This is a genomic window from Bartonella sp. AA89HNZF (genome assembly GCF_042196905.1).
In the GTDB taxonomy this organism is placed as follows: domain Bacteria; phylum Pseudomonadota; class Alphaproteobacteria; order Rhizobiales; family Rhizobiaceae; genus Bartonella.
In genome coordinates this window covers 24,407-38,034 of sequence record NZ_JBHIRD010000005.1, presented here as the reverse complement: position 1 = coordinate 38,034, position 13,628 = coordinate 24,407, and the positions used below count along the sequence as shown (strand labels likewise).

At 37.1% G+C, this 13,628-nt stretch carries 10 protein-coding genes; 2 read left to right on the top strand and 8 right to left on the bottom strand.

What is annotated here, in order from left to right:
* Positions 1 to 968 precede the first annotated feature (968 nt).
* The 3 genes from ACFIN0_RS03775 to ACFIN0_RS03765 all read right to left on the bottom strand — a co-directional run bounded on the left by ACFIN0_RS03775 (position 969) and on the right by ACFIN0_RS03765 (position 4,837).
* Positions 969 to 1,691, bottom strand: a complete 723-nt coding sequence (locus ACFIN0_RS03775; protein ID WP_375701943.1) for a glycerophosphodiester phosphodiesterase — start codon at positions 1,689 to 1,691, stop codon at positions 969 to 971.
* A 170-nt stretch (positions 1,692 to 1,861) separates the two neighbouring features.
* Positions 1,862 to 3,418 (bottom strand): glutamine-hydrolyzing GMP synthase, encoded by a 1,557-nt coding sequence (gene guaA, locus ACFIN0_RS03770; protein WP_375701972.1) that lies wholly within the window; start codon positions 3,416 to 3,418, stop codon positions 1,862 to 1,864.
* A 132-nt stretch (positions 3,419 to 3,550) separates the two neighbouring features.
* On the bottom strand, positions 3,551 to 4,837 hold the full coding sequence (locus ACFIN0_RS03765) for an RsmB/NOP family class I SAM-dependent RNA methyltransferase (protein ID WP_375701942.1): 1,287 nt from the start codon (positions 4,835 to 4,837) through the stop codon (positions 3,551 to 3,553).
* Between the two features lie 512 nt (positions 4,838 to 5,349).
* Here ACFIN0_RS03765 and ACFIN0_RS03760 point away from each other — a divergent pair.
* Positions 5,350 to 5,496: a hypothetical protein gene (locus tag ACFIN0_RS03760; protein ID WP_273722522.1), complete on the top strand. Its 147-nt coding sequence runs from the start codon at positions 5,350 to 5,352 to the stop codon at positions 5,494 to 5,496.
* A gap of 176 nt (positions 5,497 to 5,672) precedes the next feature.
* Here the strand turns inward: ACFIN0_RS03760 and guaB are convergent, their stop codons facing one another.
* From guaB to ACFIN0_RS03745, 3 genes are all read right to left on the bottom strand, one after another.
* A complete protein-coding gene (guaB, locus tag ACFIN0_RS03755; RefSeq protein WP_375610562.1) occupies positions 5,673 to 7,172 on the bottom strand; it encodes an IMP dehydrogenase in 1,500 nt (499 codons plus the stop codon).
* Positions 7,173 to 7,321: 149 nt separating this feature from the next.
* Entirely contained in the window at positions 7,322 to 8,893 is a 1,572-nt protein-coding gene (locus ACFIN0_RS03750; protein WP_375606756.1) for a phospholipase D family protein, read from the bottom strand.
* A gap of 413 nt (positions 8,894 to 9,306) precedes the next feature.
* On the bottom strand, positions 9,307 to 10,692 hold the full coding sequence (locus ACFIN0_RS03745) for a sigma-54-dependent transcriptional regulator (protein ID WP_375606755.1): 1,386 nt from the start codon (positions 10,690 to 10,692) through the stop codon (positions 9,307 to 9,309).
* 253 nt (positions 10,693 to 10,945) lie between these two features.
* On the opposite strand from ACFIN0_RS03745, the gene ACFIN0_RS03740 reads away from it, so the two are divergent.
* On the top strand, positions 10,946 to 11,305 hold the full coding sequence (locus ACFIN0_RS03740) for a hypothetical protein (RefSeq protein ID WP_375606754.1): 360 nt from the start codon (positions 10,946 to 10,948) through the stop codon (positions 11,303 to 11,305).
* A gap of 277 nt (positions 11,306 to 11,582) precedes the next feature.
* Here ACFIN0_RS03740 and ACFIN0_RS03735 read toward each other — a convergent pair whose 3' ends face one another.
* Both ACFIN0_RS03735 and ACFIN0_RS03730 read right to left on the bottom strand, forming a co-directional pair.
* Positions 11,583 to 12,575: an SIS domain-containing protein gene (locus ACFIN0_RS03735; protein ID WP_375610564.1), complete on the bottom strand. Its 993-nt coding sequence runs from the start codon at positions 12,573 to 12,575 to the stop codon at positions 11,583 to 11,585.
* Positions 12,576 to 12,614: 39 nt separating this feature from the next.
* Entirely contained in the window at positions 12,615 to 13,505 is an 891-nt protein-coding gene (locus ACFIN0_RS03730; protein ID WP_375606752.1) for a UTP--glucose-1-phosphate uridylyltransferase, read from the bottom strand.
* Positions 13,506 to 13,628 lie beyond the last annotated feature (123 nt).

The window sequence follows — 13,628 nt, the reverse complement described above, 5'->3', positions numbered from 1 at the left end:
TCACCCTTTCTGAAGTGATGGAATACAAACTACCCCTAAATTTATAGTATCACACATGAACATGCCATGCCGATTTTATTATAAAAATATGCTGGCTCATTTAAACAGGAACCACCAAAAGGTCAAATGAATTTGTTTAGATTTATTCGTTTTCTTTTATAAGCTTTCTTATGTATTTATGAGTCATTCGATTGTAAATATTTAAAAAAATGAGAAGGTTTAAATAAACAAGGAAATAGGTAAAAAAATATAGATCGTAAATGTTATTCAATGACTATTGTAATATTTGAACTTACTTTTTAAAAAAAGAGTTGTTTATTATTTTGTTATTTGTCTTATAACTTTCGATTTATGCCTTAAAACGGTGTTGATACTACATTGAACAAAGAGATAAATAGACTTTTTCTTAAAATGAAGAAAATTATTTTAAAGTATTTAATGGCCTCCTTCCCTGATAATGGGGTCATGCCCTTCATGCAAAACAAAACGGCATTGTCTTACAAAATTTTCATGCTGTTAAAAAATCTTTCAATACATCTATATCTCATGATAGCTTCTATAAAATGGAATATTAAAGTCCCTCCACTAAAGTGTATAAAACTTTTTGCACGCCATCATTCTTATGCTTCAAAAAGTGAAAAACAGCACCACTCTATGAACCCTCATGCTTCAACAAGTCTTGCATTTGAGAGTGTTTAAATGAAAATTTTTATTCTTTTCTCACGAGATATTTATCCACACACCATGCCTACTTGTAATGTGCAAGTGAATGATTTTGATTGATCCATTGTAAAAAGATTTGAAATGAAAAAACCTTATATGTTAAGAATTCTCATTCAACATGAAAAACTATTAATTATCATTATAAATTAATGTGTTATTGTTACGTGTAAAAAAATATTTCTTGTTTTCTTCCATTAAGCTCGCTTTATGAAGCGTACAAGGATTTCTTTTATAAGGTGTATTTTTTACCTTTGTGCTCGCAATGTCAATGCAAGATCAGGTTGATCTGTCGTAATATAATGTACAGGCATATCAAGCCAATGTGATAACCGAGCTTTTCCATTAATTGTCCATACCCCTACAATAAAATCAGCCTCAAGAGCTGATTCAATAAAATCCTGTGTAACAATAGAGCCATTTAAACTTAGATCAGTATACCCCAATTGTTTCCATTCAGAAAAATGACGGTGCATATCACCTTCAAAATTATCAACACATGGACCAGATGGTATTCCTGCCTCAATAAAAGGACGAAGAACTAAAGGATCAAAACTAATTGCAGAAACCCGTTCTGTTAAATTGCGGCTTTTTATGAGCGCAAGCGCTTTTTGAGATAATATTGTTTCACGCTCCACTTCACCACATGTTTTGATTTCAATATGTAACGCAGCATTCGTTGGTGCTAGAAGATCAAGCACCTCTTCTAATAAAGGAGGTGCTTCTCGGCTACCTTTCACGCAGAGTTGTTTGCGTGTTTCATTATCAATGTCGTGAATATATCCCTTTTTGCCAACCAATTGGTCTAGATGAAAATCGTGAAAGACAACCACCTCACCGCTTTTTAGCAAATGAACGTCGCATTCAACTTCATCAACACCTAACGCTATAGCATTATTAAATGCCGAAAGGGTATTTTCAGGATAAAGATGAGCTCCTCCACGGTGTGCAACAATTTTTTTCTCAGACATGCAAAATTTCATACTTCTCACTTTTCAATATATTGACGTACAGATTTTCAGATAAAGACTTATATCAACATGAAAATGCACAATAATTTTTAAATATTTTTTCTACATTTTTCTGAATATCAAACCCTCAGTCATATTTTATTCTGAAAAAGGCTTATCCTTCATTTCAATTATTCCCATTCAATGGTACCAGGAGGCTTTGAGGTTACATCATACACAACACGATTAATTCCTCTAACTTCATTAATAATACGTGCTGCTGTCTTACTTAAAAATGCCATATCATAGGGATAAAAATCAGCGGTCATTCCATCTACAGATGTGACAGCGCGAAGAGCACAAACAAATTCATAAGTGCGATCATCCCCCATAACACCAACAGTTTGAACTGGAAGAAGAACAGCAAAAGCTTGCCAAATTTCATCATAAAGTCCGGCCTTACGGATTTCCTCAAGATAAATAGCATCTGCTTCGCGTAAAATTTCTAATTTTTCACGTGTTACAGCACCTGGACACCGAATTGCAAGGCCGGGACCTGGAAAAGGATGGCGACCAATAAACTGCTCCGGTAGCCCTAACTCTCGCCCTAGCGAGCGAACTTCATCCTTAAAGAGCTCACGCAACGGTTCTACAAGTTTCATCTTCATCTGTTCTGGTAGTCCACCCACATTATGATGGCTTTTAATGGTTACCGTTTCACCAATAGCAGACACACTCTCAATGACATCTGGATAAAGTGTTCCTTGTGCTAAAAACTCTGCACCTCCTATTTTTTTCGTTTCTTCTTCAAAAACTTCAATAAAAAGGCGACCAATTGTTTTGCGTTTTTTTTCTGGATCTGTCTCACCTTTTAAAGCATTAAGAAACACATCAGCAGCATTAACGTGAATAAGCTCTATATTATAGTGATCACGAAAGAGCGTGAGAACTTCTTCAGCTTCATTCTTGCGCATCAGCCCATGGTCTACCAAAATACATGTCAGTTGATCTCCTATGGCTTCATGAAGGAGTACCGCTACAACAGATGAATCCACTCCCCCTGAAAGACCACAAATCACACGACTTTTCCCAACTGTTTGTCGTATTGTCGCAATTACCTGCTCACGATAAGAAGCCATTGACCAATTACCTTTAATAGCAGAGATCTTATGAACAAAATTTTGCAAAAGTTTTGTACCATCTGGTGTATGGATAACTTCAGGATGAAACTGTACCGCATAAAAATGCCTTTTCTCATCAGCAATAGCCGCATAGGGAGCACCTTTTGAGGTTCCTATGACACGAAAACCTTCTGGTAAAGCTGCCACACGGTCACCATGGCTCATCCATACTTGATAACGAGAACCTTTTTCCCACACTCCACCAAAAAGGGCACTCTCTTCTTGAACTTCCAAAAAAGCGCGCCCAAATTCACGCTCATGTCCAGCTTCAACCTTTCCTCCAAGCTGAATACACATGACTTGTTCACCATAGCAAATACCCAGAATCGGAACACCCGCCTCAAAAATTTCCATTGGAGCACGCGGAGAGCCCTCATCAATAACGGAATAAGGACTCCCTGATAAAATAATAGCTTTAGGATTTATGCGGCGCACAGCTTCTAAAGCCAATTGAAAAGGAGTAATTTCACAATACACTCCCATTGCTCGTACCCTTCGTGCAATAAGTTGTGTAACTTGTGAACCAAAGTCAATAATAAGAACAGTGTCTGGATGTGATATGCTCATAGAAAACCAATCAACAATTGTAAAAGAAAACTCATGAGAGTTATGATTCAATCTTTCTCTTTTCACAAGCCTGTTTTCTTAAGAAAAAGATTATTCTCGTAAAGTTTATGATAAAAAGTGTAAAAATATGGATCAATGTTTTTTTTGCAACACAGATAAAAAGAACCCATCTGTTTGTGTTGTGGCCGGCGACAAAGTAAGTCCATAATTTGAAAAAACTGGTTGCACAGGAGAAAAACTAAAATGTTTCTGCCAAAGCGCTGGCATATCTATTGGAGAAAAATGAGAATGTTGTTGAAGGAAATGGGAAATTTGTTCCTCATTTTCATCTGTAAAAAGAGAACAGGTAATATAGATTAAGCGCCCATTTGGCTTAAGATAAGCTATCGCTTCATTCAAAATAGCCCTCTGTTCTGTTTGGCGTTGTTTCACCTGTTCTAATGTTAAACGCCATTTCGCATCTGGACGACGACGCCATGTTCCTGTCCCACTACAGGGTGCATCTAGTAGAACTCTATCCATCTGGCCTATTAATGGCTTCAATTCTTCTTTTTGTGCTCGTGTTTGTACATTACGAACACCAGCGCGTCGAAGACGATCAAAAATAGGAGCTAGGCGTACTTTATCAGAATCATAAGCATAAATTTGCCCACGATTGTTCATATCGGAAGCTAAAGCTAATGTTTTGCCCCCAGCACCTGCACAATAATCTAATACCTGTATGCTCTCTTGCGCTTCTACAAGATGAGCAACAATTTGAGATCCTAAATCCTGTATTTCAAAGTATCCTTTTTGAAAAGCTGGTTCCACTTGAACATTGGGATGACGATTAAACTTTTCAATCGGTGCAATTCTTAAAGCTTGCCCAAACCATGGAAAAGATTTAAGTTTGGTTTTTGCTAATTCTTTCAGCACCTTTTCTGGTGTTGCCTTTAGGTTATTTACCCGTAGGTCTAAAGAAGGACGCGTTGCTAACGCAGCCGCTTCAGTGATCCAATTATCACCAAATAAAGGACGCAGATGCGCTTGACACCATTGCGGAATATCACCACGAATATAGTCTGGAGCATCCACTAATTGCTGACTTTGCCACGATTTACGCTGTTTAGCCCCTAATAACTGCGGTGCAAACCGATCTTCTGCCAACTCACCGTCAATTTGCTCCAGCGTCATTTTTCCAGAATCTAATAAGGCACCAAAAACGATATCTCGGATATCATTACTCTCCATACGCCATTGTAAAGAATAACGTCGTCTTAAAACATCATAAACGATTGTACCAATGGCTGCACGATCACCTGCTCCAGCAAAGCGATGAGAAAGACCCCAATCCTTTAAAGCTTCTCCCACTGGGCGATGCTTCATTTCTATCTCTTTGAGAATATCTATTGCTGCTTGCAAACGCCCACCTAATCGCACTCATTTCTCCCATTAAAATAATAAAATTTTAAATCATCTAAAAAAATAATATTATCTTCTTCTTGCCAATGAAACCTTCTCAAAGCCATAAAAATTTACATTCAATATTAAAATTATCTGATCAACTTTTTATAAAACCCAATTTAGAGTATCTAGATTTCTCCCTTTATCGCTTTGCCCATTTCCTTTTTATCCTTCTACCTCTTATACTAAAAGATACGTAGCCATCCATAAAGAACTTATTTCCGCCATGCATTATGCAAAAAACAACCTCTCTATCATTGTGTAAAATAAAATTTACGAAGATTATCTGAATAACAGAAAAAGCAAATATCTCCCATCTTTTGATGGCTATCCTTCTGAAAAAATAGAAAAAATATTTTCATAAAATTAAACAAGTTCATCTGACGCTCATCAAAAAATTAACTTTTTAGAAAATGCTTGGAACCACTATTTGGCATGACCGTTTTTACTCTACTGGCAACTGCCAGGAAATTTAAAAGGAGAAAATAATGACTTATAATAATGGAAAAACAACTTCATCTAAAAGCCGTCATAATACAATGCCCTCAAACAACGGAAAGAAATCCGTCCAAAGTGATCAGACAAACACTCGCCAACGTGCGTCAAAGACTGGACGGAAGACAACAAAAAGTTAATTCTAATTGTATATAACTTATTTCACATAGTTTAGAAGAAAGAATTAGAGTTTTAGTCTCTAATTCTTTCCTTTTAGGATTTTATTCCAAATCACAAACAGAAAGAAGAACAGCCTCTCTTTTTTGTTCTCGGAAGATTTTATATTTATGCAATATGATGCTAGACTCTTATTTCTTCAAACAGGCCCACGATAGTTTGGACTCTCCCGAGTGATAGAAACATCATGCGTATGACTTTCATGGAGTCCTGCATTCGTAATACGAACAAACGTTGCTTTTTCACGAAACTCTACGAGATCTTTTGCCCCAACATACCCCATCGAAGCGCGAAGTCCACCAGCAAGCTGATGTAGAACTGATGCTATAGGACCTTTATAAGCCACCTGCCCCTCCACACCTTCAGGAACCAACTTAAGTTCATCACGAACGTCATCTTGAAAATAGCGATCAGCCGATCCTCGTGCCATAGCACCAACAGATCCCATACCGCGATAGGCTTTAAAAGATCGACCTTGATAAAGATAAACTTCTCCAGGACTTTCTTCTGTACCTGCTAAAAGAGAACCAATCATCGCTGCACAAGCCCCACCCGCTAAAGCTTTAGCAAAATCACCCGAAGCTTTGATCCCACCATCTGCAATTATGGGAATGTCCGCTTTTTCAGCAGCTTCTGCAGCATTCATAATGGCTGCAAGTTGAGGTACTCCGACACCAGCAACTATACGCGTTGTGCAAATAGAGCCAGGACCAATTCCAACTTTTATCGCATCTGCACCACTGTCAATCAATGCCTGCGTTGCTTGAGCAGTCGCCACATTCCCAGCAATAACAGCTGGAGAGGAAGTCATCTTTTTAATTCGTTCAACAGTTTCTAACACACGTTGAGAATGTCCATGTGCTGTATCAATGACCAGAACATCAACGCCTGCGTCAATGAGACGTTCAGCACGCTCAATCCCATCATTCCCAACACTACTAGCCGCTGCAGCACGCAAGCGCCCTTGAGAATCTTTAGCAGCATTCGGATTTAATTTCGCTTTTTCGATATCCTTAACTGTTATCAGTCCGACACAGCGATTCTGTTCATCCACAACTAATAATTTTTCAATACGATGATGGTGTAAAAGATACTTCGCTTCATTGAGTTGAACATTTTCACGCACTGTAATTAAATTTTCATGCGTCATTAATTCATAAATTTTTTGTTTGGGATCCGATGCAAAACGCACATCCCTATTGGTTAAAATGCCAACAAGCCGTCCAGCAGTTTCACCTTTAGCACCATTTTCAACAACCGGAATACCGGAAATACCATGAGAGCGCATCAAAGATTTTGCTTCTTCAAGTGTTGAATCTGGTCCAATTGTGACTGGATTAACAACCATACCAGATTCAAACTTTTTTACTTGGCGAACTTCTTCTGCCTGCTCTGCAGGAGACATATTACGATGAATAACCCCAAGACCACCAGCTTGAGCCATAGCAATTGCCAAACGCGATTCTGTTACCGTATCCATTGCCGCAGAAAGCAATGGCAAATTGAGCTTAATATCCGCTGCAATGCGCGTACTGAGATCCACTTGACTAGGCATAACAAGAGAATGACCGGGTTGTAAAAGTACATCATCAAAAGTTAGTGCCAATGCACCTGTCCCCGTTTCAACAATCTTTGCCATATCAAATTCCTTTTATAATAAAACACCGCAAGAAGCTTTAAACTACAACTGCGGTTCTCATACATGGTAGATTGGCAAAAAATTATGCCATGCTACAAACAAAATGAAAAGAAAAATAAATATTTTTTTTAAGTGTGGTTTATAAAGATTTACAATTGTGATTCAATAGGTAACCAACTTATTATTTTTGCAAATGCGCGACGCCAAAAATTGCTTTCTGGCTCATAGTCAATGCTATATTTTTTTTCATTTTCAATAAAATCCCAATAAATACGATTATTATCACCAAGACGCAGATGATAGCTCATTTCCCCTGTGGTTTCTTCAGAAAACAACAAATCTAATCTTTCTGTAATGGGAGCACATTCAAAAAGAATGCCCATTTCTGTATTTAATGATGCTGATCTTGGATCAAAATTTAAAGATCCAATAAAAGCTGTTTTATGATCAATTAAAAAAGCTTTTGCATGTAAACTTGCCTTACTCGATCGAAACAATCGCAACCCATGAGTATTGCCTTCCGCTTTTAATTCATAAAGATTAACACCACTTTTCAACAATGCCTTACGATAAGGTACATAACCACCATGCACTAAAGCTACATCAGTAGCGGCTAAAGAATTTGTCAGAATTTTGACATTAACACCCTTTGAAACCAAATTACTAAAATTCTGCGTGCCAACCTTACCAGGAACAAAATAAGGAGACGTAATCTGAACCGTTTTTTTGGCATTTCCAATAACCTTTGAAAGTGCCTTCATAAGCCAATTACTTGCTTTTTTACGCAATGCTTTTTCTGGAGGATCAGAAAGAACAACAACTTTATCTGCTAAAAATAACCGCTTTCCTGTTTGGATAAAACAACTAAAGTTAATGTGTTCTTTGACATAATCTAAATAAACCTTTGCAACCTTGGAATCCCGAAATTTTCGTAATTTATCTCTCCAATAGCTAAGATCACTTGCGCTTTTAGGAACAACCAAAGTATGAATTGGCAAAACAACAGCACTATTCCAAAAATCATCAAAGATACTTTCCACCTTTTTAACAGAGGGACCGATTAACATCAAATCTAAATCTCGAAAATGAGATTCTTTACCAGCATCAAAATAAGAATCTGCAAGATTACGCCCTCCGACAAAAGCAACCCTACCATCAATGATAAAAGCTTTATTATGCATTCTACGTGTTACAGTAATTGCCCGTAATATAATTTCTAAACCACGGCGTAAACCACCTTGACGCGATCGCCCTGGATTAAACATTCTCACCTCAATATGAGGATGTTTATCTAGCGCAATATAAGCTGGATCACGTGACTGAGCATTAATATCATCCAAAAGAAGCCGTACCCGAACCCCCCGATCAGCTGCTTCAACTATTTCACTTAATAATAGGCGCCCCGTTAAATCATCGTCCCAAATATAATACATCAGATCAAGGCTACGCCCAGCCTCTGCAGCTCCTATTGCACGAACACAAAACGCATCCAAATTGCTGATAATGAGGGAAAGGGCATCTTTATCAATCCCCAATCCATTTTCTTCCTCAGCTAATTGACTGACAATACGATCAAGCTTAGTTTCATCTTTCTGAATAGGTAACGCATAAGAACATTGCCCCCTAGCATTTTTCACAAAACGCCCATAAGTGTAGATTGCCAACATAGATGCAATAAAAAAAAAGAGGACAAAACCAATAATAATCTGTAAAAGAGTCAAAGAGGGCAAACTTTCTATTTTAAACTATCACATCATCAGTAATGCAAACGATAACACTAATCACTTCATCTTAATCGTATAGCAGATAAAATGCCACCTCTTGCTTAAGAGAGTATAAATTTAATATTGATGATACAAAAATTTTAGCGGTAGTATTTAAAAGTTTTTAAAAATGCTTCTCTGTTTTAATAGTTTTAATAAATGCAAACTTAACCAAAACTGTATAAATTGAAACAAACGATTAAAATAGTCACATAAAATTTATATTTGATTTAAATCTACAAAATCATCCTCTATAGATAAATTTTATAATAAATGATTGTTTTCTTAAGCTTCCCCCCACGAAATTTATCAAAATCCACTCTATTTTTTTGAAACTCATGCTTGTCATGAGGAGAAATTTGTTATGAATTTTACTTTCGTTCTTGATTTCTTATTGCTCTCAATTCTTCCATTTTTCTATAAAGTGTAGAGCGACCAATATGAAGGCGGCGTGCAATCTCACTCATATGTCCTTTATAATGTTTAACCGCTTTCTCGATAATATCATGTTCCATCTCTGCAAAAGTACGCACATGCCCATCAGTATTCAAAAATTTTATCGATTCTTGTTCATCATCTTCTTGCATATTACCCTCAATGATATTGGGAACATTCATTAATGAATTTCCCATTAATTGCGGAAAATCTCGAACCGTTAATAACGGTCCTTCACTGAGTAAAATCGCACGAAATAAAAAGGTTTCAAGCTCATTTCTATTGCCAGGCCAATCATACTGCATAAGCAAGGAAAGAGCAGAGCCTGCTAAACCATGGACATGTGATCGCCCTGTTTCTGTAATAATGCGATCAATCAAACGTTGTGTGATCTCTGGAAAATCATCCCTTAATTCTCGTAAAGCAGGGACGCTAATAGACAAATGAGAAAATTGTTCAAACAAACTATGCAAAAAAAAGTTCTCATTAACCAAATCCTTTAAACGTGATGTTGAAATAGCAATGATCCGAAAAGGAAAAAAATCTCCTTTTGTATCCCTTTCCCTTTCTTTAAGGTAATGAGCAAACCGTTTTTGCTGTATGGGCTCAAGTCGATCAATATCACAAAGGCAAAGTGTCCCTTTTTCAAGAGAAGAAACCAATGGCAGGAATTCTTTAAACCACTGCTGATTTTCTTCTTCTGGATCAACGATAGCTGAACATTGAAAGCGAATAAAAACACCCTCCGAGAATAATCCCTCATGATGAATAATCCGTGCTAAAGTCTCACGTCCTGTTCCAGCTTCCCCCTCTATCAAAAGATTCTGTAAAGAAGTTGCTGCTTGTCTCGATTGTTCTAACACTATCTGCATAGCCCTACTTTTTACGCAAAGATCAGAAAACCGTAAATGATTCTCTTTTTTTCGCCGAATATCTCGAACCTCATGCTCCAAGGCAGAAATAAGAGCAAGGATATCCAAAGTAACTCTTACGCGTAATAATGTTACTGGATGGATCCAATAATCAATAGCTCCAGCTGTTAAAGCTTTCTGGAGTAAATGCTGATTCTCTTGTTGTGCTATAACGACAATAGGAACAGAAACACCAGCAACTCTAATCATTTTAATCAAATCGCTCACACTCAAATCACTCATAACGACATCAAGGAGTGCGAGCACAATGTTTTTACGCCTGTGTAAAAGATCAATCGTACGGAGACCATTTTCTGCTTCAATGACACGATAACCAAAACCTCGCAGCATAGAAGAAAGTTCTATACGTCTTCCATAATCTTCACTCGCAACAAGAATGGGACCAACCATAATGTCAATAATCTCCTTTGAGACTACTCAGCAGCTTAATATAAAAATTGTTGTAAACCATAAGAAATATTTTACCTCTTGTGTTTCACTTACGAACTTCATCAAGCTGTCAATTAAATACAACATTAAGGCATTTTTTTCCATTTTTTTGCTTTTTCATTGATTTTCATCAAATTTTTCATATTGACTCATGGGATAATTTAATAATGTTATAGAAACTAGAGAGCAAAATAATCTAAATAGAGTGCAATAAATGAAACATACCTATCATATTTTATGTCTTACAATTACCGCCTTGCTGTTAAGTGCCTGTAACTTTTCGCGATATTATAACTCAAATATGCCAACAGGAATTGATGGAAAATGGGTTGATGAGAATGGTATTATTTCCTCCTTCCACAATGGTGTTTTTGAAACACATGCAGCAGATACAGAAGAAAAGCTATCAGAAGGAGCATATAATTATCTCAATGCTCAAAATATAGAAATTGAAATACGCTCTATTCTTCGTGGAACAATCTCTAGAGTCAATTGTACAATGTCATATGACTTCACACAACTTCTCTGCACCTCACCTACAGGAGCACAATTTTTTCTTAAACGAAAATCTTAGACAAAATATAAAATAGAGCTTTTCTTATAAGATAGACAAAATACATACATTAAGCAGGAGGTGTTCCTTTCTCCTCCTGACAGAGAATCTTCTCTCAAATACGTAAAGAAACTGATACAATCTCTATCCGTAGAATTTTCTAAACATTATGAAATGCGTAAAACATTCATTTTCTTCCACAAAATATCAGTAAGGCCACCTCACAATAAAATTGTAACTTTGTATCATTCAATCTATTTTAACCTAAAATAACATTTATTTGATAGGGAACCTTAATCTAAGCAGCGCCAATGCGCAAAAGATCATGAAAATGGACAATTCCTATCGGTTTTTTATCTTCAACCACGAAAAATGCACCAATCTGATGATCATTAATAAAAGCTGTTGCTGCACCAACAAGTGTATTTGGCTTTACAACTTTAGGAGCTTTGGTCATCACCTCGTCAACATTAAATTTTGATAAATTAAAATGAATGTTACGTGCAAGATCGCCATCAGTTACAATTCCGATTAGTTCACCTTCTTGATTCACAACACCAACACAACCAAAATGTTTTTCCACCAAAACATTCATCGCTTCAGTCATAGCTGTTCCCTGCATAACCAGAGGAATACTATCACCCTCATGCATAATATCACACACGTATTTAAGGCTTGCACCAAGAGAACCACCAGGATGATATATTTTGAAATCCGTTGCGGTAAAACCACGCATTTCTAAAAGAGAAACCGCTAATGCATCTCCCATTGCCAATTGCATAATTGTTGAAGTTGTAGGGGCTAAACCATGGGGGCAAGCCTCTTCTATCTTTGGTAATAATAGCACAATATCAGCTTGTCGTCCTAACACAGAATGCTCATTTGATGTCATTGCAATAAGAGGGATACGAAAACGTGCAGCATAGCTCATAATACCACTTAACTCTTGAGTTTCACCAGACCATGATAAAGCAAGAATAACATCATCAGATCCAATCATACCAAGATCACCATGATTGGCTTCTGCAGCGTGCACAAAAAAGGCAGGTGTACCAGTTGAGGCTAAGGTTGCTGCAATTTTTGTCCCTATATGACCACTTTTTCCAAGACCAGTAATGACCACATGTCCACGCGCATTTCTAATAGTTTGAACAACCGCTTCAAAAGAAGAAGAAAGACTTTCCAGAAGAGCTTTTTCAAGAGCTTCAAGCCCCTGCTTTTCACTAGCAAGTGTTTTAAGCGCTGATGCTACTGCACCTTGCAAAGCCATACGAGGAGACGGTATTGTCATAATCAAATTCGATCAATAAAATTAAGTGAGAGATCTATATCACTTTTCAACATTAATGGTTTCTAGTAAATTTTTCAATGAAGCAGAAACGTGGCTGTGCATATCAGCGCGTGCTAAAGAAAATGCAACGTTGGCTTCAATAAAACCAGCTTTAGAACCGCAATCAAAAGTGCGCCCTTTTACTTGCAACCCCCAAAAATCTTGCTCATTTGAAAGCCGTATCATAGCATCTGTTAATTGAATTTCATTTCCTGCTCCTCGTTCTTGAGTGGAAAGAATATTAAAAATTTCTGGCTGCAAAATATAACGTCCATTGATGTACAAATTTGATGGTGCCGTTCCTTGTGCTGGTTTCTCTACCATTTTTGTGATTTCAAAACCATTTGCAATCTGTTTGCCTTTCCCGACAATACCATATTTATGTGTTTCTCTAGGATCGCATTCCTGAACTGCTATAATATTCCCCCCACCTGTTTTTTCATAAAGGCTCATCATTTCAGAAAGACAGCCCTTTTTCGCTTGTATCAACATATCCGGTAATAACAAAGCAAAAGGTTCCCCTGCAACTAATTCACGTGCACACCAAAGAGCATGCCCTAGTCCCAAAGGTTGCTGTTGCCGTGTAAAAGACGTTGTCCCTGGCAACGGCTGTAAACGATATAAATGCGCAAGATCTTCTTTCTTTCCACATTCAGCAAGTGTCGTGTATAATTCAACTTGCGCATCAAAATAATCCTCAATGACTGCTTTGTTGCGTCCAGTCACAAAAATAAAATGCTCAATACCAGCTTCCCTCGCCTCATCCACAACATATTGAATAACAGGTTTATCAACAACTGTTAGCATTTCTTTAGGAATCGTTTTTGTTGCAGGAAGGAAACGCGTACCAAGACCTGCTACTGGGAATACTGCTTTCCGGATTTTACGCACACTCACCCTCCTCAATGAATTCATATAACTTTTTTGTTTTATTTATCATATGTTTTTACGAAATGGTAAAAAAGATATCTTATTGTTTTGATTATCATTATAATAGGCAATCAAAAATGTAAA

What these genes read in the sequence shown, in the direction of transcription:
- guaB (WP_375610562.1), bottom strand. Translation starts at nt 7,172, where the DNA reads ATGGCAAAGATTGTTGAAACGGGGACAGGTGCATTGGCACTAACTTTT.
- ACFIN0_RS03740 (WP_375606754.1), top strand. Translation starts at nt 10,946, where the DNA reads ATGAAACATACCTATCATATTTTATGTCTTACAATTACCGCCTTGCTG.
- ACFIN0_RS03775 (WP_375701943.1), bottom strand. Translation starts at nt 1,691, where the DNA reads ATGTCTGAGAAAAAAATTGTTGCACACCGTGGAGGAGCTCATCTTTAT.
- ACFIN0_RS03735 (WP_375610564.1), bottom strand. Translation starts at nt 12,575, where the DNA reads ATGACAATACCGTCTCCTCGTATGGCTTTGCAAGGTGCAGTAGCATCA.
- ACFIN0_RS03745 (WP_375606755.1), bottom strand. Translation starts at nt 10,692, where the DNA reads ATGGTTGGTCCCATTCTTGTTGCGAGTGAAGATTATGGAAGACGTATA.
- ACFIN0_RS03760 (WP_273722522.1), top strand. Translation starts at nt 5,350, where the DNA reads ATGACTTATAATAATGGAAAAACAACTTCATCTAAAAGCCGTCATAAT.
- guaA (WP_375701972.1), bottom strand. Translation starts at nt 3,418, where the DNA reads ATGAGCATATCACATCCAGACACTGTTCTTATTATTGACTTTGGTTCA.